Here is a 21,124-nt window from a genome sequence, read left to right on the forward strand (position 1 = left end):
TTGGACGATTATGACAACTACCGTAGCAAATGAGATGAATTTAAATAAGGTATTGACTGCATTATCAAAACCAATTTCTCCAGATATATTTAAAAATATTTTACCAACAGTCTCTCTTGAGAGTGGTGAATATCATTTCTATAAATTGACTCGTGTTTCTATAGCTGAAGAACAAAGTAGTCGTCAATCACTGGAAAATATATTTAGTGTTATATCTGGGCTAGGGCTTAATGGTGTTTATATATTGGAAGGTGATGAATACGGGGTCAGTTTATATTTTGGCCTAGTACGGAATTTTTCACGTATTTCTGCACCTATGACAGCGAAGCTTGCTGCGGAAATGATTTTGAAGCCAAGCTTTGAAGGGAACTTTTTTGGCAGTGAATTAGTAGAACTTGATGATCAAAATAAAATTGTAGACTCCCTTAAAAATTATTCCCATGTTGGTCTTTTACAGGGTGCAGTAGGGGATCAAGGAGAAGGGGAAGCTTTGAAATATCAAAGTGTAGACACCATTATTAATATAATGATGGGTAAACAATTTGCACTAAGCATCACATATTCACCTCTTCAACCCAGTGAAATAGACGAAATAGAAAATGGCTTGCACGATGCCTTTAAGCAACTCAGTTTATTAGCCAAAAATTCATTGCAACTAGGTAAAAATAATAGTGCAAATGCCTCATCTTCAACTAACAAAAGTCATTCCGATGGTCGCAATAATAGTATTGCGATAAATAGCGGAAGCAGTGATGCAAAAAATCATGGAAAAACGACTAAGAACTCTGAAGATGTTAGCGAAACGGGGGGCGATAGTCATACCATAAGCAAAGGCGCAACTTACACCGCAGGCAGTAATCATAGTGATACTCAAGGTAGCTCAACAAGTCTGAGCAAAACACTGGGGGCGAGTGAAACCCTAAGTTTAGAGGTTATCAACCCTCAAGCTAAAAAATGGGCAAGCTATATTGAAGATGTTTTACTACCTAGAGTTGATTATGGGCGAAGTCGTGGCCTGTTTGTTAGTAGTATTAGCTTGTTTACTAAAAGTAATCCCACATTATTAGCACTAGGGAATAGTTGTAAATCTATTTTTTCAGGTAATAGTAATAATTGCTATCCACTACAACTAGTTACAATTTCTAATAGCCAACAAGCTGTTCATGCTGCACAGCAATTTCAAATTCCTATTGCTGACGTTGAAAAAAAACAAGTTAGTAGCCCACAATACAAAATGAATCATTGGCTTAAATCTCGTTGCATTATTGATAAAAAAAGTTTGATGCTAGGTGCTGTTTATTCTACAAAAGAGCTCAGTCTAGTAGCAGGTATTCCGCAGGATGAAGTAGCAGGTATTGCCCTAGAGCCTAAAATAACATTTGGTTTAAATCCTCCATACATTACTGAAAAAAGTGATCGTCTTACGCTTGGTAGCTTGGTAAAGAATTCGCATGTTTGTGAAGGACACCCTGTTGCTATTAATAAAAAGGAATTGAATAAACATGTGTTTATTGCGGGTGCTACAGGTAACGGAAAAACCACTACCTGTAAATATTTATTAGCAGAAAGTAAATTACCTTTTTTAGTTATTGAACCCGCTAAAACTGAATATCGAGAGTTGATCACCGAATATGATGATTTGCTTGTATTTACTATAGGAAGAGAAGATTTAGCGCCTATGAGGTTAAATCCACTCGCACTTTTACCCAATGAAACAATTAGTAACCGCATTGATACGATTAAGGCTGCATTTATGGCTTCGTTTGATATGGAAGCTGCCATTCCGCAAATATTTGAAGCTGCATTATACAAATGTTATGAAAATCTTGATTGGAACTTATGTTACTCCAAGTATATGGGCGTTCAAGAAACAGCTATCTACCCAATACTGAGTGATTTATCTGCTGAAATTGACAAGGAAGTTGAACGTCAAAATTTTGATGAGCGTTTAAAGAAAGATTATATAGCCTCTATTAAATCAAGGCTTCAAGGATTAATGGTTGGTGCGAAAGGGCAAATGCTCAATTGTACTCAGACTATTGATTTTGATGCCTTACTTGATAAGAGAGTCGTTATTGAGCTGGAAGAAATTCGTAATAATCAAGAAAAATCCTTACTGATGGGATTTGTTATTACTAATTTAATGCAGGCTGTTAAAAATAGGCATGAAAAAGACTCAAGTTTCAGGCATCTGACTTTAATTGAAGAAGCGCATCGGCTATTAGCTAACCCAAGCATTGCGGCTAGTAGTAATGAAAAATTAGGTGTCGAAATATTCGCTGACATGTTAGCTGAGATCCGTAAATATGGCGAAGGTTTAATTATTGTTGATCAGATCCCTAATAAACTTATGCCAGAAGTTATAAAAAGTACAAATACAAAAATTATTCATAAGCTGATTGCAAAAGATGATAAAGATGCTGTTGGTAATGGGATGGCATTGAATGAACAGCAACAAAATTATTTGTCGCAACTCGATGTTGGCCATGCTGTTATTTTCAGCCAAGGCTGGCGACAATCTGTTCAAGTAAAAATAAATCCTGGTTCAGCCAATACAGTACCAGATCGCAAGCTTGTAATATCTAAAATAAAATCTGAATATGCTAAATTTTCATACGAGATATTGAAGCGTATAGAGGATGTTGAATATTCCTTTACAACATGGCAAGCACTTTTGGAAAGTAATGTATTACCTGCTTACGAAAACGTTATTAGTTACGGTTTTGATAATAGTGAAAAAAAAATGGATTTAGCTAATAAAATTAACGTATTAGCAGATCAAAATATTAATTTACGTTGGGTATCACACTTCATTGCTGCCAATGTTTATTTTGAACAAAACAATGATGAATTACCAGATTGGCAAGAAGCTGTACATGTGATGTTGGAAGCCGTAAAAGAGCAACAGCCTTTTTCACTCCAGCAGTATAATTTAGATCAGTCTAAGAGAAGGAAAATAGTATGTTTGGATTAATTACAGCAGGCTTCACTGCCATTAGTGCTGGTTGTAGTGCCATCGGTGGAGCGCTTGGTTCTGCATGTGGTGCTATTGGTAGGGTTTTAGGGCCGATGTTAAATATGGGAGGAGTAATAACTACCGCACTTAATATAATTGGAGGGTTAGCTAAAGTTTTTAACCTCATGCCAATGCAAGCTGATATCGAAAATGACATGGTTGATCTTGGAGCTCGAATAGATAAAAGTGATCTGAAATCTGACGCTTTTTCTAGTGCTAAGGAATATATTGATCACCTGCGAAATAACATTGAAATTAGCCGCGAAGAAATCAATTCACTTTCAGATGAAAAGAAAAAAATAAATCAAATTGTTGGTGCGAGTTTATACGCAAAAGGGGTGTCTGAAAATTATACCATAGATATACCTGCTACTTTTTGGGGGGAAGTTGCTTTGTCGGCTTTGTCATCAGGGCAGGTACATAAAATATTAAATGGTTATCAAGCGATAGGGATACCGGCTGATTTAAGATCTTTTTCTGAGCGAAACCTATCGTTGGGGGATAACAAATCTGTTTATAGTGTTTTGGCTGATGCATTAAAAGACGTTGATTTAGATAGTGTGGTTAATACACCGGAAGAGTTGATTACACAACGAAATAATGAGTATGAAAAAGGCAGCACCAATGCATAAGATATTGTTTGATAATAGTGGAAGCATGTCAGAACTGGGAAAAGAGCAATTACTCATTAATACATTGCGATTTTGTAGACAATTTATTGAATTAAACAATATTAAGGAGCCTGTTGAATATTACCAGGCGAGTAACTCCATTGACCAAATACAGTTTGAGGAAAATAACGATATTGTTATTTTACCGCCTACTGGTCGAACCTCTGGGGAAGTAATATCTGATTGGCTTCAGTCCAATAAAAATAATTTTATTTTTTGGATAACAGACGGTTATACAAACTTTAGTGAAGAATTACTTTTAAACTTAGGTAAAAAATCAAACCTAGTTATTGTCGCCTTGGGTTGTGATGCTGATATTAATCAGCTTAAGCGTTTTCAATCTAGCTTGTTTCTTGTAGATAATTTAGACGCTGCATTAGAAAAATTTTTTACACCTATTTCTAATATGTCCGTATTGCCTAAAGTGGTTGAAGAAGCGGCAACTGAAAATGTATTCAGTGACGATGACAACGATGATGAATGGTAAATATTTAGGCTATTTTGGTCATAGCGAAATTGGACCAAGTCATGTTAAGAATAACGTCAACAATCAAGATGCATGGTGTATTAAATATTTTGATTGGGGACAAGTTATTGTTGTTTCAGACGGTGTTGGTAGTAAATTACTTTCAGAATTTGGTAGTAAAGCTGTGTGCCAAGCAGCTATTAAACTTGCACATTTCTGGCATGAAAACATAAATTATCAACCCGAAGTGTTGTTGAGTAAATTTCACGAGTATTGGATTGATGCGCTAGAAAATAGAAACCCTAATCAATGTAGCTGCACAAGTTTGTGGGTGATTCACTGTCATGGGCTTATTTTTATGGCACAACTGGGGGATGGTCTTTTATCCTTTATTAATAAGCAAGATGAAGTCAATTTTTTAATCGATGATTTTAATGAGATATCCTTTAGTAATCAGACATTTGCTTTACAGGAAAAGCATGAAGAAAATCACTGGAATTGGAAGGTAAAGACTGCTGAAGAGTTTACCTCTTTTTTATTAATGACTGATGGTATTAGCGATGATTTATTACAAGAACAAAAAACTTCATTTGTAAAAGGTGTTGTTGAGCGTTATTCGACATTAGATAGAGAGCAAGCAAAAGAAGAAATCCAATGGTGGCTTAAATCATGGCCAGTGCCGAATCATCAAGATGATAAAACTATCGCATGTATTTACACAGTGAAGGATTAATGTAATGAATCAAGGCAGTAAGGTAACGGATCAATACCATCAACAGCACGAAATAGGGGCAGAGTTAGGAAGAGGTGGGCAAGGCATTGTTTATACTACTAGTGATCCTGATATTGCAATCAAACTAGTATTAACTAATGACGGCGAACCTTATACAGATAAGCACTATATCCATGGCTATCAAGAACAATTAAATAACTTATTAACACTACCTGTAAACCAAGATATCAACTTAGCAAGACCAATTTGTAAATTAAAAGATCATGCTGGCTATGTTATGCAACTACTACGTGACATGAAACCTATAGAAGATTTTTTTGCCATTCCTTCTAAAGATCTTGAAAAACGAAAATATCCGCAATGGCTTGATGGTTTTGTGAAGGAAAAGCGTTTTAAAGAAGCGCACGCATTAGCTGATTATGCTCAAACAGGCAGTAGTAAAAGGCGTTTTCAAGTATTGATGCAGTGTGCTACACAACTTGCAAAGCTTCATGGTCAGGGGCTTGTCTATGGTGATATATCCAATGAAAATGTTTTTTTTAGCGAAAATAAAGCATTTAACCATGTTTGGTTTATTGATGCAGATAATTTACGTTTTGAAAATAAAAACTCGAAAAAAGCGGTTTATACACCTGGATATGGTGCTCCAGAGCTAGTATTGGGATTAGTTGGATCGAGTTCACGCACTGATGCATATTCTTTTGCCGTTTTAGCATTTAAATTGTTATCACTAATACATCCTTTTTATGGAGAAAAATTGCAGGGAGATAATGGGGCAGACTGGGCAGATGAAGAAGAATCAACATCAAATATGTCACTCGATGAGCAAGCTAGTGCAGGATTACTGCCTTTTATAGACGCTCCTGATGATGACTCTAACCGCAATCAATCTGGGTTGCCTCGAACATTAATTTTAACAGAAAAGCTTCAAGTACTTTTCAACCATACATTTAATAAAGCACAGAAACACTCTTGGAAACGTCCACTAATGTTTCATTGGCCAAAGGCGCTAGCTCAAGCCGTAGATCTAAGTATTGAATGTGAATCATGCAATATGAGCTACCTAGAAAAGTATGCTTTAACGGAAAATAAATGCCCTTATTGCTCAGCTAAAACTCCTCGTTATTTTTTGATACAGCGACATGCTATTAGCCAATTCACTGGCTCTGAACTATGGCGTGCAGCTATACCTCGTCAGGAAGACGAAATTTGTTTGCCTAAACGGTTATTTACACCTTTCTGTTTGGATGATTTTGATGATGAATTCGCTAGGATTTACAAAGAAAGTGATCACTGGGTATTATCACTATCTTTTAGTTATAGCCAACAAATAAATGTTGCGTTAAACGCTCCTGGAGAACGTTTTTCTAACTTTGTTTCAAAATTAGAGTTAACTGAAGAAGAACTTAAAAAAGGAATTTTATTACAGATTGACGGTGATTACCCGCAACTTGTAACGATCACGCTTAAGGATGTTAAATGAATATTACAGAAATACGCACAGAGATTGAGCATCAAGCGTGGATACGTCTATTAAATGATTCTAATGTATTAGAACGTGAGCAATTGTGTTCAGTATCTTATGAACATGGAAAGTTACAACTTATTTCAAATGGTCAGTGCATGATGTTCAAGTGCACTCAAACCAGAGAAGAGAATGATATAGCGATACAATTTGCTAAGGGATATAGCGCACTTGCTAGTGTGACAAATATAGCTGCTAACGGTACATACTTAGTGCGAATTGTTTATATTCATGGTGGCACTATTAACCTTTCTAATATTGATTTAGCTTTAGATGCTAATACCTTAGAGCAAGCTAAAAAATTAAAGGTAGGAAATGATTTTAAGGAAATTTCACAGGCCTTAAAGTCTAAATTTATGTTTAGATTTGATAGTAATAGTAAGGATTACTATGCATTCGCCTATCTGAGCCAAGTTGCTTACGATGAAATAAAACAAATCGAACATTTAGAGAAGAAAGCTTTAAATAGTGATGATGCTGTGGAACGTGTTCCGTTTAAAGAGCCTGCTCTAACAAATAACATGGTTCTTATTGGTGAAGGTATTCAACTTGCGGTTGGTGAATACAATATAGGTGAAGATACTTATTTAGGCTGTAAAAGGTTAGTTGAAAAAAGTAGGAAAGAAGTTAATAAAGCCATTCGATTAATTAAAATTAACTTAGGCTTTTCAGATATTGATAATCCTGTTGTTTTAGAGGCTTATGCTAAACAACAAATGGAAACTTTATCTAATCAAGAACAAGGGTATTTAAATACTTGGGATAAATACGGTGATGAAGAAGGTAACTTCTTACTTAAAAAAGCGAGATGGATTAATTATATATCGTATACAAATTTTGAACTATATAAAGATGGCAGTAGTATTGAGGTATTTGTAAATAAAGATTATCGCAAACAATTGAAATCAGGTGACTCCTTAGAGTTGATATCTACAGACCCTGAGTATTTAGTAGATATAGATATGACATGGGAACAATATAGCAAAACACAATTTGAGAATTATAAACAAAAAAATGGGCTAAATTCAGGAATAGAATGGGGTGAATTTAAATCTCAAAATAAAACGTCAAATGATAGTGAACAAACCGACAAGAGTAATAGCCGCAATATTAAACAGCAAAAAAATAATGAGAGTCTCATTATTGATATTAAAAAGGTTAACCAGCATAGCTTGGTGTTAGGTGTCGACTTTTTACCTGATAATGCAAAATTAATTTACTCAATAATGGGAGACCAGGTACAAGTTGAAAGACGCATGACCGCGAGGGAGCGCATTAGTCAGGGCACTAGCGCAATGCCATTGTTAGGGCTCATTATTGAAGAAGATGGCGTGGTTCCTCAGCGTAAAAAAGCAAACAAAATAAAACCACTTACTAACCATGTTGAGAGTAAAATATTTCCAGAACACCCACCTACTGCAATGCAAAAAATAGCCATTGAATGTGCTTTAAATACACCTGACATTTGCATTATTCAAGGACCTCCTGGGACAGGAAAGACAACAGTAATCGCAGCTATTATTGAGCGTTTAAATGAAATTTCTGATAAAAAAGAAGGAGTTCAAGGTGATATTTTAATATCTGGTTATCAGCACGATGCTGTTGATAACGTCTTATCAAGATTAAGTGTTAATAGTTTGCCGTCAGTCAAGTTTGGTCAAAAAAATGGTGAGGAGTTAAATGCATCTAGTAGCGATAGTAAAATTGATTTTTGGCGTCATAACGTTGCTCAAGATGTACGGAACGTTAATCCTGAATTAAGCTTGAGTACTAATTACGATTTATTGCATCGCTTTTATCAGAATTATTTATCCGCGCCTGGTACGCATAAAGCATTGAGATTATTAAAGCTAGGATTAGATGCGGTTACAGATTTTGGACCACAATCACTTTCAGTACGATGTAAAGCTTTATCAGATGAGCTCGTTGAACAATCACGTCCTAAAGATCAAAGCGAGTTAAGATGTGTTCGCGCACTTCGCATAACTCACAATGCTTTTTTAGATGATGGCCCCGCTCGAGCTTCAGTTCTTTTAAATAAGTTTTCTGATCAACTTTCAGAGTCAGACTCATCATTATTAAAAAAGGCTATTACTTGGGAAAAGGGTAATAATCTAGATTTTTTAGACGAATTGAAACAATTAAAAAAGAATTTATTGGCACGATTTAGAGAAGAAATTCGTCTTAATACGTCTAAAGTTCGCCAAGATGTTGTTGAACTCATTCAAGGCTGTTTAGCACAGCTTGAGTCAAGTACTAGTATCAAAGATCCTCAAAATAAAATCTTATCAAATTACCTATTTGAGTTAGAGAATAACCCCTTAGGAATTAAAAAAGCAATAAGCGAATACAATTTAGTTTATGGAGCAACAACAGGTCAGTCAGAGGGGAAATTATTAAGAAAGGTTAAAGTTGGCGGTAAAGGAGCCATTATTTTTGATTCCGTAATTATAGATGAAGCTGCACGAGCTGCACCAAGGGATCTTATGATTCCAATGGTACAAGCGGAAAATCGGATTATCTTAGTGGGTGATCATCGTCAATTACCACATATGGTAGAAGATAAAATTGTTGAAGCTCTGAAAGATGAAGATGGTGATAACAAAATATATGAGGAGCATATTAAACACAGTATGTTCCAATATTTATTTAATAGATTAAAAAAACTAGAAAAACAAGATGGAATAACACGGACTATTACACTTGATGCACAGTTTCGCAGTCATCGTTTACTTGGTGAATTTGCAAGTGATACTTTTTATCAACCTCATGGTGAAGCATACCGCTCTGATTTACCTGATAGCTTGTTTTCTCATCAATTAAAGGGGATTAAAAAGCAAGCTGCAGTCTGGGTCGATGTTCCTCACTACTCTGGAAAAGAAGAAAAGGACGCCAGCAAGAGTACTTATCGAACAGCTGAAGCGAAAAAAATAGCTGAAAAACTGAGTCAATGGATAAATAGTGAGGAAGGCAAGACGCTATCATTTGGAGTAATTAGTTTTTATAAAGCACAAGTTAGAGAAATATTTAAAGAATTAGTTAAAAATGGAATAACTGAAAAAAACGGCGATGAATATCAAATTTGTGAGCAATATAAAATGCTCAGGGATAAAACTGGTAAGCCTATTGAAGAACGGTTGCGTATAGGTACAGTTGATTCTTTTCAGGGTATGGAATTTGATATTGTACTGCTATCAGTCGTAAGAAGTTGCGATAAACAAACACTAAATAATGAGAGTATAAAACAGCACTCTATTTTTGGGCATTTAATGTCAATAAACCGTTTGTGCGTCAGTATGACAAGACAAAAGAGAGCTTTAATAACTTTTGGCGATAAAGCTTTTGTCTCGTCAGATAGAGCTAAGAATGCGATTCCTCAAGTGGAAAGTTATTTACAGCTTTGCGATAACAGCGGATTAGTTATTGGTGACAAAAATAAAAAAGTAGAGGTGGATTAGCGTGAGTAATTTTTCTGATTATATTGATGTTATTAGTTGTAATGAATCGATCATCAGACATGATCCGATAGCTGATTATGCACTTCTTTATCCATTATGGGCATATAACATCACGTTACCAATAGTGGAACATGACACGCTCAATCCATTAGAAACTGTAGTGTATGAACTAATCGCTAATAAAGAACATGATGTCGAAAAGATTGCAATGCTTATTGGATTAAAAGTTGAGTTAGTCGAGTTTATTATCAGTCGTCTACAGCAATTAGATTTTATTAATAGTCGATTACAAATGATAGAGGCCAATCAGCAAAAAGTCTTGGATAAAGATAATATTAAGTATATTGCCGCGACAGTTTACTATGACATAAAGAATAAGATGTATTTACCTAGGATAGTTAAAGACGGCTTTCCTATTTTTTACGCTCAAAAAGATAAAAACAAATATAAATTTAACATGGGTACTAGTGGTGAGTTAAAAGAAGTCGAGGCTGCGCCAGTTAGCTTTGATAAAAAAGTTGCACCAGAGTTAACGCCCACTGATGCTTTAAATATTATTCGTAATTACCGTAATGCATTAAAAAAAGAGCGTTTAACAAATAACGAGCTTAATGAATATTGTAACATTCCAGCAACAAGTATTGAGGTAGATAAATCCCCTCAGCTTGTATATTTACATCAGCGGGTTTTTATTCCTGATAATAGTGCTGATGTATTTGTTACAAATGGTTTTAATGGAAGTATTAATCCTGAGGCAAGTAGAGGGTTTGAAAGGCATAATAATTCGTTATATAAGAAACTTAAAGAGAAGGCTGAACGGAAAAAATTGAGAGCTAATCGTACAGAGAATTTTATAGATGAAAGCTCAATAATAAAATTAAATAAAATTTATCAATACATAATCAACAATACAATTACTTCATCAGCAGAGCGTAAGTTAGCTATTGATAATCAAGCAGATTTCTTTAAAGGTATATATAGTGAATTAGAAAATTTACTAGCAAGGTCTGCATCATTGATCCCTGTTAAGAATGTATTAACGCATATTCATTCAACTAATGCATCAGTTAATGGTCGAAATATTGCGAATAAAGTCAAAAAGATAGGGTTTAATACTAACAAGCTTGCTAACTACTTCTTTAATATTAAAAAAGGTACATTTAGTTACTTAGATTATAACGATCCCAACATGACTGCAATGATTGCGTTAAATGCTATATCTGCAGAACAAGCAGTGAGTCATCCTTTTATTGAGTTAGCGAAAGAGAATCCTGATTTCTTTGAAAGAGTCAATGAGCTCAAAAAATTGAGAGATGCGGCAAGTCACGGAGATATTGTTAGTGAAATTAAAGATAAATTAGAAATTAAAGAATGGTATCAGTGGATAGAGTCTGTATGCAAAGTATTTGGAAATGACATTTCTGAGGAGTTTGTTAAAAATGGTATTGATCACCGAACAAATTTAGAACTAACTCTGAGTCGTGAAATGGATAAACATTTTAATTGGCATCAAAAGGCTTCTCTTCCTCTTGATGTCGTTGAAGTGATTCGTAGTGCATTAAAAAAACAATTAGAAAATAATTTGAGCGATACCGTGACAGATTGTGCGTCCGCACTACAGAAGAGTTTTTACCATGCAATGAAATATTTTGAACCAGTGCGGGATATTTCTTTGCTACTTGCGGAAAGTCGTTCTGATGTGATTGCAAGAAAAATCATACCAACCCAGATTGAGCATAGACTTAATTCGAGTAAAGAACGCCTCGAACGGGCTTGCCAAGGAGTTGATAGTACTCTAGGTGCTAATGCGATGGCATTCATTTATCGTGTCCATGATAATGATTTAGAGGCTTTTCCTAAACGAGATAATTTATTGTCGGTGACATCGCGATTAGTCGAGCTTAGAGGGCATAACAGAAGATTAACAGAGGCTGATATATCATTAGTAGATTTAGAGAAATTAGTCACTACCGTATTTAAAATGATCAATGATTTAATGGAACGTTTTGGTGAGTAAACATAACCAATCAAAAGGTTAACCAAAAGTATTTTTAAGGAAGTAATCTCATGAATAAACTAGAAAAAAAACAAGTTAAAAATAATGAACAAGCGCAACAACAAAATAATATAGAAGAATTGTTGGCTAAACGTGAAAATGAACTTAATGCGCAGAAAAGTAAAATTGTGCGAAAGGAAAAAGATATTGATCAAGAGAGAGCGTTGCTTTTAGAGGAAAAAAAACAGCTATCGATTGAACTATCTAAAGCTAAAGAATTACAGAATGTCCTAGAAAAAGAAAAAATAGCACTTAGTCATGAACGTATTAATGTTGAAAAAGGATTGCCACATCAAGTTGCTAACTATAAGCAGCAACTCGATGAACAAGTTAAACACAAAGAAAAACAATTGGATTCATTGAAAAATGATCTCGAACAATCGCGTGATAAATTAATGAAAGAGCAGCAGGACTTAACAGTTAAAGCTGAGCGTTTATCGCAACAAGAGCAAGGATTTGAGCTAGCATGTCAACAAGAAAAACAAACATTGTTAGATGCATTTAATGCAGAAATCACAGCAAAGCGAGATACCGTTAATGCCGAGATTATAGCGAGTAAAAATGCAGCGCATAATGCCCTTGATAATGAGCTGAAAGAAAAAAGAGAACAGTTAGAGTTTCAACAGCAAGAGTTAGCTAAGCAAACTGAAACTGTCACCAAACAAAAAGCAGAGAATCAACTTAAAAGCGCAGATATAAATGCAAAAAGGGAGGCGCTTGATCAACATATCAATGAAGGTGTGATAGATAAAAAAGTAAGCTTAGAAAAAAGTTTAAAACAAAAAGAAGATGAAATAGAGCGACTTCGTAACAGTTTAGAAAGTGCAGAAACATCACTCGGTTTGTATAAAGATCTAGAGAAGCAACTTGGCTCCGAGCCTGCTAGAGTACTAGCTGAACTATCTGCAACTAAAGAAGAAATTAATCGCTTAAATGAAGAGCTATTAGAAAGACCAACGAAAGAGATAGAGGATTATTATGATAAGGCTAAAGCTGAATTAAGCGATGCTCAAGATCGTGCAGATCGGTTTGCTAATGAAAATCAACAATTACAAAACCAAGTAAAAGATATAGAACAACTTAGTTATCAATTACAACGTGCGGAAAGTGAACTTGATACATCGAAAAGTCTTTTTAGCTCTAAAGAAGCTGAGAATAACAAATTGAAAGCTGAAATAGATCGGTTAAAAGTAAGCTATGAAGATGAAAGTAATCGTGAAGAGCGTTTGCAACAGATTCAAAGCGGCGTGATTAGTCGACTAAAAGGCGAAAATGAATTACCCGTTTGGCCTGCTGACACTAAGGAGATATCTTGGCTTAATACTATTAAGAAGAAGGTATCAAATTATGGATTAGAGTTTGACTACCGAATTTTATATTCTTTTCATACGGCACTTAAAATTTCTGAATGGTCTCCATTAACTGTATTAGCGGGTGTGAGTGGTACTGGTAAATCTGAGCTTCCAAAACTGTATTCTCATTTCGGTGGTATTAACTTTATGAGTGTGCCAGTTCAACCGAACTGGGATAGCCAAGAATCTATGCTTGGTTACTTCAATGCAATTGATAACGTATTTGATGCACAACCTATTTTGAAGTTTCTGATCCAAAGTCAAACAGAAAAATCAGTTAATCCTAATGGCTTAAAAGACATGATGAATCTAGTGTTACTGGATGAAATGAATCTTGCCCATGTTGAAATGTATTTCGCTGACTTTTTGAGTAAATTAGAGGATAGACGCGCCGCTGATAAAGACAATTTACCCACTATAGACATTAAACTTGGTGCAAAACACGAACCGCATAAATTGGCATTGGGAAGAAATATGCTATTCGCTGGGACTATGAATCAAGATGAAACTACGAAGGCACTATCGGATAAAGTACTGGATCGTGGAGTAACTATTTATTTTCCAAGACCTACAACATTAATTGCTCGTAAAAAATTAGAAAAAAAAGAGGCCCCAAGTCACTTTTTGTCAACGAAGCAATGGCATCGTTGGGTTAAGTTAGAAAGTAGCTTACCTGGTGCAGAGCATAAAAAATACAAAGGCATTATTGAGAGTATTAATAATCATCTTGGGGAGGTTGGTAAAGCGTTAGGTCATCGTGTTTGGCAGTCGATAGAATATTTCATGGTTAATCATCCGTTGGTATTAGCATTTTCAGCTAATGGATTTGATGATGCTAATTATAAAAAAGCACTACATTTTGCTTTTGAAGATCAGTTAGTGCAAAAAGTTATGCCAAAATTACGAGGCATTGAAACCCGTGGGATTGGTAAGGAGCGCTGTTTATCACCTATTCGTGCTTTATTAGATGATAAAAAGTTTAATATTGTTGCCGATTTTGAGCGTGCTATGGTCATGGGACATGGTCAATTTATGTGGTGCAGTGCTGATTACTTAAATGATGATGAGAGCAAAAAAGAGTATCTAGAACTTGTTAAAGCAATACCTGATGATTTCAATAAACAACCACAAACTCATACACCTAAAATAGTAGCCAAAAAAATAACTCTAAGCCAAAATCAACTTAACCTCTTAAATACCTATTCAAGAAACAGTAAAATTACAATAGATGGCTTGTTACCAGCTCAAATCGCAGAATGTCTTCAAATAAGTGGATTTGATGCCAAAGATATTAAAGAATATTTAGTAGAGAACGCACCTAAGGTGCAAGCATGAATAATGAAATGATAAGCACGGTAGAATTGAGCACTTTTGACCAATTCTACCGTGCTTTGAATAACAAAGATGCCAAAGCCCTGCTTGTCGCTTATTTACAGGACACTTTTTTATCAAAAATTACTATTGAACCCGTCACTGGTGAACCCGATATAATGGCCTTAAGTCATCTTGCTACTTCAACTAAGTTGCAATCTCAAGACAAATTTACCCAACTATTATCTTATTGTGATGCTGCGTTAAAAACGGTGATCAACTATCCGCGCTATAAAGTTGTTCGAGAGCATGATTTTGTGCCTATTCATAAGGCGCAGCAGTTAGATAGCCGTTCTGTACAATGGTTATCACGTCAACCAGGGAATAATATTCGCCAAAAACTTTCTGTTAATCCCCATGTTTTAGCATTAACGCGGCGTAATAGTTTGGATACATTAGAAAATAGATTTGTTCACAATACGATTCAATACCTTGATTATTTGTTAGAGAGTAAGCGCGAAAATGTTGGTTTAAATGATGATCAAGATTGGTTAGCACAAGAGCTAGATTTATGGGGCAGTAAAGAAGAAGTCAAAGAGATTAAAGCATGGCAGGTAATGCCACCCAATAATGTATTACTTGAAGATAAAAACTATCAAAAAATTTGGCGAGTTGGTAATAAACTTAACCGACTTGATGATGAAATTTCACATATTTACAACAATATTGAGTTTAGTTTTTTACATCGGTTGTGGTTAGAGATTATTGCGCATCTACAATCAGTTAAAAAGGTTCACGTTCTAGAAAGCATGTTGTCATCCGATGTAACTGATTTGACCTATAAGCATGTTTATGGCTCAGTTGAAATACTTGGTAAAAACCTAGAGGCTAGAGGATCCTATAGATTAAATGAAAAAAAATATATTGATATAAGAGTTTCATGTAATGATCAAGAATCTAAAATAATCTTAGTCACTAATTTTGATGTGAAGAAATATTATACGATAAATATTTCGAGTGTTGGGGTTGTAGTATGTGATGAAAAAAATCGTCAAATACAATCTTACTCATTGTTCAATCAAGATATGCAGATAATGGCCGGCCAAATTGTTCAATCTTGGCTTGGAGAGTCTGGTTTACCAAGGGTGTTTAAAGCGTTAGAGTCTGATTTTTTTGCAACGATTAACTTGTCATCCAGTATTCCATATGTTCGCCTCTTAACTTCAGATACAGCTAAAGAAAAAGGCTCAGTAAAAAAACTACAAAGTGAAAGCCCTTTACCATTACGTTTTCTTGCCCATAAAGATAATCATACCGGAGAGGTGTTAGATCTCTCGTTATCAACCGCAATTGACTTAGACCAAGATGCAGAGTTATTAACCTACGGATCTGTTTATGATGAAGATAATGCAAGTGTAATCGTAGACCTAATTGCTAAAGGCTTGAAAACGCCCAGGGTTAATTATTTAGTTAGTGATTACATTAGTGATTTTGATTCTAAGGTAATTCGTAGTGAGTTCAACCGTGCTTTCTACAGAGCGACGCCTTTACCAAAAAGTATTGCAGCCGTTTTTGCCATGCAAGCTAAAACGATGTTACCTATAAAAAAAGGAGAGTTATATGTTGTACTAGAGCAGGGGTTAAATGGGCTCTATGCAACACCTGTTATTGGTCAAAACAGCAAACAAAAAATTTATTGGGAGAGGCATCCGTCTTTCAAATTAGATAATAAAGGAACAATTAAACTTATTAATCAAGCTCTCAAGGGGGAATACCCTCAGGATGTCATAGATGCTTTCTGTTCGTCATTTAGTTATGCTGAGTTGATAAAAAATAATAGAAAGCCTGCGATAAAATATAGAAACAACTGGTATACATTAAGTGAAAGTAATAGGGAAAAAGTTAAATCTCATTATGTTGATATTGCCAAAAGTACTTTATCTAACTCACTCAAAGAAAATGGTATTAATGGTTTTACATCACTGAATATCATTACATTAGACCCATCAATAAAAACAAATGGTTTTGATAGTAAAAATATCTATAAAAACCTAGATATTACTCATGGTTCACAAGCCCTTTTTGAATTAATGTCAGCAAAAAGAAATACAGTCTATTGGCGAGATCATCTCCCTAAATTATTAACTCGTTTGCCAATGGAAGGTAGAGAGGTTGAATTGGTATTTGTAGATGATAAAACAACAATAGAGCCTAAACGAGGCAAGCGTATTTCGCTTGAACTTAAGAGTAAGTTTACAATTCCTGCTGGAAAAACAAAAATTGCGTTACCAATTTTTCAAGGGCAAGGAAAAGATGTTAAGCGTTACAGCTTGACTCTGGAACATTCTGCCTTCCCACTAGCAGCCGATATAGAGTGTACTTTAGATTTAGGTTATACCTACGGTGATGAAGAGCCTTATCAATTAGTTTTTAGCCCAGTTGATAATGATGCTCCTTTTAACCAAGTAATTGCAAAATGGTCGAATTGGGAGATGACTCAAGAGCAAAAAAGAGTATGCCCTGAATACCCCAAAGTACAAACTATTACTGAGCTTATTAAATTTACTTCTCAAGGTAAAAAAGAGACTGATATATTAGAATGGTCTGAGCGCGTATTTAATGAAGTTCATGATTATTATGAATTCTTAGTAAATGGAAAAAGTTCAAAACGTATTTCACTACAGATAGATCCTTCAAACTATTTCGAAGATAAAAATGGTAATAAATGCCAAAAACTTAATTTGGGTATAGGTGAAGTATTTATACATCAAGCCCAATTTGAAGATGGGGTGTTTAATAAACAGCCTGATAAAATTTCAGGGAATTTAATTAAAAATGATAGGGGCGGCTATAAACTCAATGATATAACTGAAATTGGTGCAATACCTATGAGAGAGGTTAATCGTTTATCTGGAAAATGGCGATTCCCTATTTTAACTCTATTTGACCAAGAGCGAGAAATGCTTAGTCAAGACTTTCCGAGAAGCTTACGTGAAAGCGCTAACCTAGCATTGAATAGTGCAGTAGAGCTTCTAACCGTTAATACCCCAAGTAAAATGGAACAAGAGTTAAGGCAATTTATAAGTTACTTCCATCGTATAATGCCAGAATCTTTCGCTAAACAATTAATTGAGAATACTAAGAATAAAACTAAATTACGCCAATCAATGTTGAATATTTCCTATGCTTTGGGTGATTGTTCAACTGAATGGCAGAAAAGGTTATTGAGTAATATTCTGATGCCAATTGATGATATAGGTGGAACACGTGCAGTTAGTTTAGAAATATTGGGCACGGCTATCTGGCGAAGTAAGTCTTTGGTCTTCCAATTAACAAGTAAGCAAATTAATGTTTTGGTAAATAGGGTCTCTGATTTCATAACCAAGGATGAGTTAAACATTAAAAGCAATGATAAGCACTTCAAATGGAATTCTTTACTACGTCGATTAGAGCTAGTTTTTGCACTCATACGACTTCGCGCAAGTGATAAGCAAGATATAGCAAGGTCTATGGCAGTAGGTAGTGAAAATTCAGATAAATTATTAAATGCAATACAATTATTAAATGAAAATGTAGGCGGTACATTATTTAATGTTATGGAACGAGATAATAAAGTTAAGAGTCGGGTTCATTTAGGTAATATTAATAAGCCAGTAGCCTTTAATAAAACTCCTGATATTTTATATGCACTTAATATGTACTTATCGGGTGACGATGGTGCTAGTAGCATCACCATTAGTGAGATTTCTTCAGAATAGCAATGGGTAGTTTCAACGATAGTAATTAGCTTTCGCTTCAATGAATTTACGACGCGCATGGGCTAAACACGCAACGAAAGTATCAATTAAATCACCATCTATTGAACTTGTAAATATTACATTGTGAAGGAGAGAATCGCTGGGCCCAACTAAGTTTTGTACTTCTACCATCTTCTGGTGCAGGTCCTTAAACAATGCTGAAAACTTAACTAGTAGTACATAAAATTAAACTACCTAATTAGAAACGTTATTTAAGGTAAGCGTCTAGCAAAATGCACCTGCCAGTCACTCGTCAAAATGATTAAGCTATTTCCGAATTTCAATGAGGAGATAGCCATGAGAAAAACACGCAGCCATTGAACAATGGCGCAGTATTATTGAACAACAACAAGTCAGCGATTTAACTATCACTGACTATTGCCAGCAACATGCTTTATCAAAAACAAGCTTTTATGCCGCACGAAGTAAGCTTAATGAATCATCGGGCAGCTTTGTTCGCGCTAAAGTAGCTAAACACGTTGACGTCACCGAACAGCTACTGTCGATTACCCTCGAAGTCGGAAAAGTAAACGTCAGTTTGCTTCCCACAACGCCTGCATCTTATCTAGGCCAATTACTACGCGAGCTTGCCTGATGAAAATGTTTGTTGAACCAAAGTGTATTTACTTACACCGCGATGCTGTGGATTTTCGAAAATCCATTGATGGTCTGGTCGCAATCGTTGAGGGTGAGCTTGAACGTGATGCCTATACTGGCGCTTTATTTTTATTTTGCAACAAAGCGAAGGATAAACTCAAGCTGGTTTACTGGGATAAAACGGGGTTTGCTTTGTGGTACAAGCGATTAGAAAAGCAAAAGTTCAAATGGCCAAACAAAGCCAGTCTGCAAGAATTTGAGCTCAGTCCAGAGCAACTGAATTGGTTGTTGTCGGGATATGATGTGCTTGGTCATGAAGAGTTGCGGTATAAATCGATGATCTAATCGATCATATTGGCAGTAAATTATCGTTGCCACACCGTCTGTTTTATCTTTGCGTCAAGCAAGAAAACACCGTCAAATTCTGTTAAATTGCGAACATGAAAATTGATGCACACTCACTTCCTGACGACCCAGAACAACTCAAGCGCATGTTGCTTGAGTTGCAACAGCATATGGATGAAAAGTTAGCTGAAAAAGACGCGAAAATTCACGAATTGCTACAAGCTTATAACGCGAAACTAGCCAAAGAGTACGCCAAAAAATCTGAAAAGATGCCGGGTGCAGGCGAAGTATTCAATGAAGCAGAAGATATTCTCGATGAACATGATAAAGCGCTATTGGCCACATCGGCCTCAGTAAAGAAAGAAAAAGCCAAACCGAAACGCCGGCCACTGCCGGCTCAGTTACCCCGAGTTGAGGTCGTTGTTGACCTCGAAGAGGATGAAAAAATGTGTGATTGCTGTCAAAGCCCCCTTCACAAAATGGGTGAAAGCAGCAGTGAAGCACTCGAGTTTGTGCCAGCGCATATTAAAGTAATCAAAACCATTCGCCCTAAATATACGTGCCGTCACTGTGAGCGTGAAGGCATTGAAAGTGTGGTAAAAACCGCCCTTATGCCCGCAACAGCCATTCCAAAAAGCATCGCAACGCCCAGCTTGCTGAGCCAAATAATCATGTGTAAATACCAGTTTGGCTTACCACTTTATCGCCAAGAAACCATGTTAGGCGATATTGGTATTGAGTTGAGCAGACAAACTATGTCGAGCTGGATGTTGCGCTGCGCAGACCTGTTGTCCCCTCTGTATCAACGCTTAAAAGACGTGTTGCTATCTCAACCGGTTATTCACGGCGATGAAACCCCGTTAAACGTCATTAATGCAGATAAAGCAACCAGCTATATGTGGCTGTATTGTTGCGGCGATGATAAACCGAGTAAAGGCACCAATATTGTCTTGTTTGATTACCATAACAGTCGCGCAGGCCAATGTGCGATTGATTTCCTTGATGGTTACGAAGGCTACATGCACGTTGACGGCTACAAGGCTTACGAGCAAACGAATGCAACACTGGTTGCGTGCTTAGCCCATATGCGCCGTAAATTCATCGAGGCTAAAGGCAATAATAAAAAAACAGTCAAAGCAGATGTAGTACTAAACCTTATTCGCAAGCTCTACGGTATTGAGCAAGCCATCAAAGATAAATCGCACGATGAAAAATTCAAGATTAGGCAGAGAAAAGCCAAACCAATCGTTGATGAATTGTATCAATGGTTACTCAAGCATAAAGATAAAATCCCACCAAAAATGGCGTTAGGTGAAGCAATTACCTATGCGATAAATCAGTTTGAGAAATTCAGACGTTACCTTGATGATGGCAGGCTCAGTATTGACAATAACCGTGCAGAGCGAGCTATAAAACCGTTCGTAATAGGGCGAAAAAACTGGTTGTTCTCAAATACCTGCAATGGTGCTCATGCCAGCGCTATACTTTATAGTCTTATTGAAACCGCAAAGGCAAATGACCTTGTGGTGCATGACTATATCTCTACTTGCTTACAGCGCCTTGCTGAGCAGCCAGATAACCTTGAGCCACTGCTACCTTGGAACATTAAGCAAAGCTAGGTGTCGTTAGCTATACGCTTACTATTTAAGTGATTGAAATATAAAATTAATTGGTGCGGCTGAGTGAGGTCGATTCGCTTTACCCATCAATAAGCGGATAGTACGCATCTCCCCAAAGCTCGTTTGAGCTATCCATCATAATATCGATAATAAATATAAAATGAGCAGCGTTAAAGTT

The 21,124-nt window shown here is 35.9% G+C and carries 12 protein-coding genes; all 12 read left to right on the top strand.

What is annotated here, in order from left to right:
• Positions 1 to 10: 10 nt before the first annotated feature.
• The 12 genes from H5186_RS00930 (at position 11) to tnpC (ending at position 20,946) form a co-directional block, all read left to right on the top strand.
• Positions 11 to 2,974 (top strand): ATP-binding protein, encoded by a 2,964-nt coding sequence (locus tag H5186_RS00930; RefSeq protein WP_182793980.1) that lies wholly within the window; start codon positions 11 to 13, stop codon positions 2,972 to 2,974.
• On the top strand, positions 2,962 to 3,648 hold the full coding sequence (locus tag H5186_RS00935) for a hypothetical protein (RefSeq protein WP_182793982.1): 687 nt from the start codon (positions 2,962 to 2,964) through the stop codon (positions 3,646 to 3,648). Before H5186_RS00930 ends, H5186_RS00935 begins: the two co-directional genes overlap by 13 nt.
• Positions 3,623 to 4,174 carry a hypothetical protein gene (locus H5186_RS00940; protein WP_182793984.1) on the top strand — a complete coding sequence of 184 codons (552 nt, stop codon included), beginning with the start codon at positions 3,623 to 3,625 and terminating at the stop codon, positions 4,172 to 4,174. The genes H5186_RS00935 and H5186_RS00940 overlap by 26 nt, the downstream gene beginning before the upstream one ends.
• The gene (locus H5186_RS00945) at positions 4,161 to 4,886 is read left to right on the top strand and encodes a PP2C family serine/threonine-protein phosphatase (RefSeq protein WP_182793986.1); all 726 of its coding nucleotides are present in this window, start codon (positions 4,161 to 4,163) and stop codon (positions 4,884 to 4,886) included. The genes H5186_RS00940 and H5186_RS00945 overlap by 14 nt, the downstream gene beginning before the upstream one ends.
• 4 nt (positions 4,887 to 4,890) lie before the next feature.
• Positions 4,891 to 6,369, top strand: a complete 1,479-nt coding sequence (locus H5186_RS00950) for a protein kinase domain-containing protein (RefSeq protein ID WP_182793988.1) — start codon at positions 4,891 to 4,893, stop codon at positions 6,367 to 6,369.
• Positions 6,366 to 9,869, top strand: coding sequence for an AAA domain-containing protein (locus tag H5186_RS00955; RefSeq protein ID WP_182793990.1), 3,504 nt, complete (start codon positions 6,366 to 6,368; stop codon positions 9,867 to 9,869). The genes H5186_RS00950 and H5186_RS00955 overlap by 4 nt, the downstream gene beginning before the upstream one ends.
• A gap of 1 nt (position 9,870) precedes the next feature.
• Positions 9,871 to 11,886: a hypothetical protein gene (locus H5186_RS00960; RefSeq protein ID WP_182793992.1), complete on the top strand. Its 2,016-nt coding sequence runs from the start codon at positions 9,871 to 9,873 to the stop codon at positions 11,884 to 11,886.
• A gap of 50 nt (positions 11,887 to 11,936) precedes the next feature.
• Positions 11,937 to 14,612, top strand: coding sequence for a hypothetical protein (locus H5186_RS00965; RefSeq protein WP_182793994.1), 2,676 nt, complete (start codon positions 11,937 to 11,939; stop codon positions 14,610 to 14,612).
• Positions 14,609 to 18,346, top strand: coding sequence for a DUF2357 domain-containing protein (locus H5186_RS00970; protein ID WP_182793996.1), 3,738 nt, complete (start codon positions 14,609 to 14,611; stop codon positions 18,344 to 18,346). The genes H5186_RS00965 and H5186_RS00970 overlap by 4 nt, the downstream gene beginning before the upstream one ends.
• A 406-nt stretch (positions 18,347 to 18,752) precedes the next feature.
• Positions 18,753 to 18,980: an IS66 family insertion sequence element accessory protein TnpB gene (locus tag H5186_RS23360; protein WP_404936439.1), complete on the top strand. Its 228-nt coding sequence runs from the start codon at positions 18,753 to 18,755 to the stop codon at positions 18,978 to 18,980.
• Entirely contained in the window at positions 18,980 to 19,327 is a 348-nt protein-coding gene (tnpB, locus tag H5186_RS00975) for an IS66 family insertion sequence element accessory protein TnpB (protein ID WP_182793998.1), read from the top strand. The genes H5186_RS23360 and tnpB overlap by 1 nt, the downstream gene beginning before the upstream one ends.
• Positions 19,328 to 19,422: 95 nt before the next feature.
• Entirely contained in the window at positions 19,423 to 20,946 is a 1,524-nt protein-coding gene (gene tnpC / locus H5186_RS00980) for an IS66 family transposase (protein ID WP_182794000.1), read from the top strand.
• Positions 20,947 to 21,124 lie beyond the last annotated feature (178 nt).

The organism is Pseudoalteromonas sp. SG41-2, assembly GCF_014164535.1.
Taxonomy (GTDB): domain Bacteria; phylum Pseudomonadota; class Gammaproteobacteria; order Enterobacterales; family Alteromonadaceae; genus Pseudoalteromonas; species Pseudoalteromonas rhizosphaerae.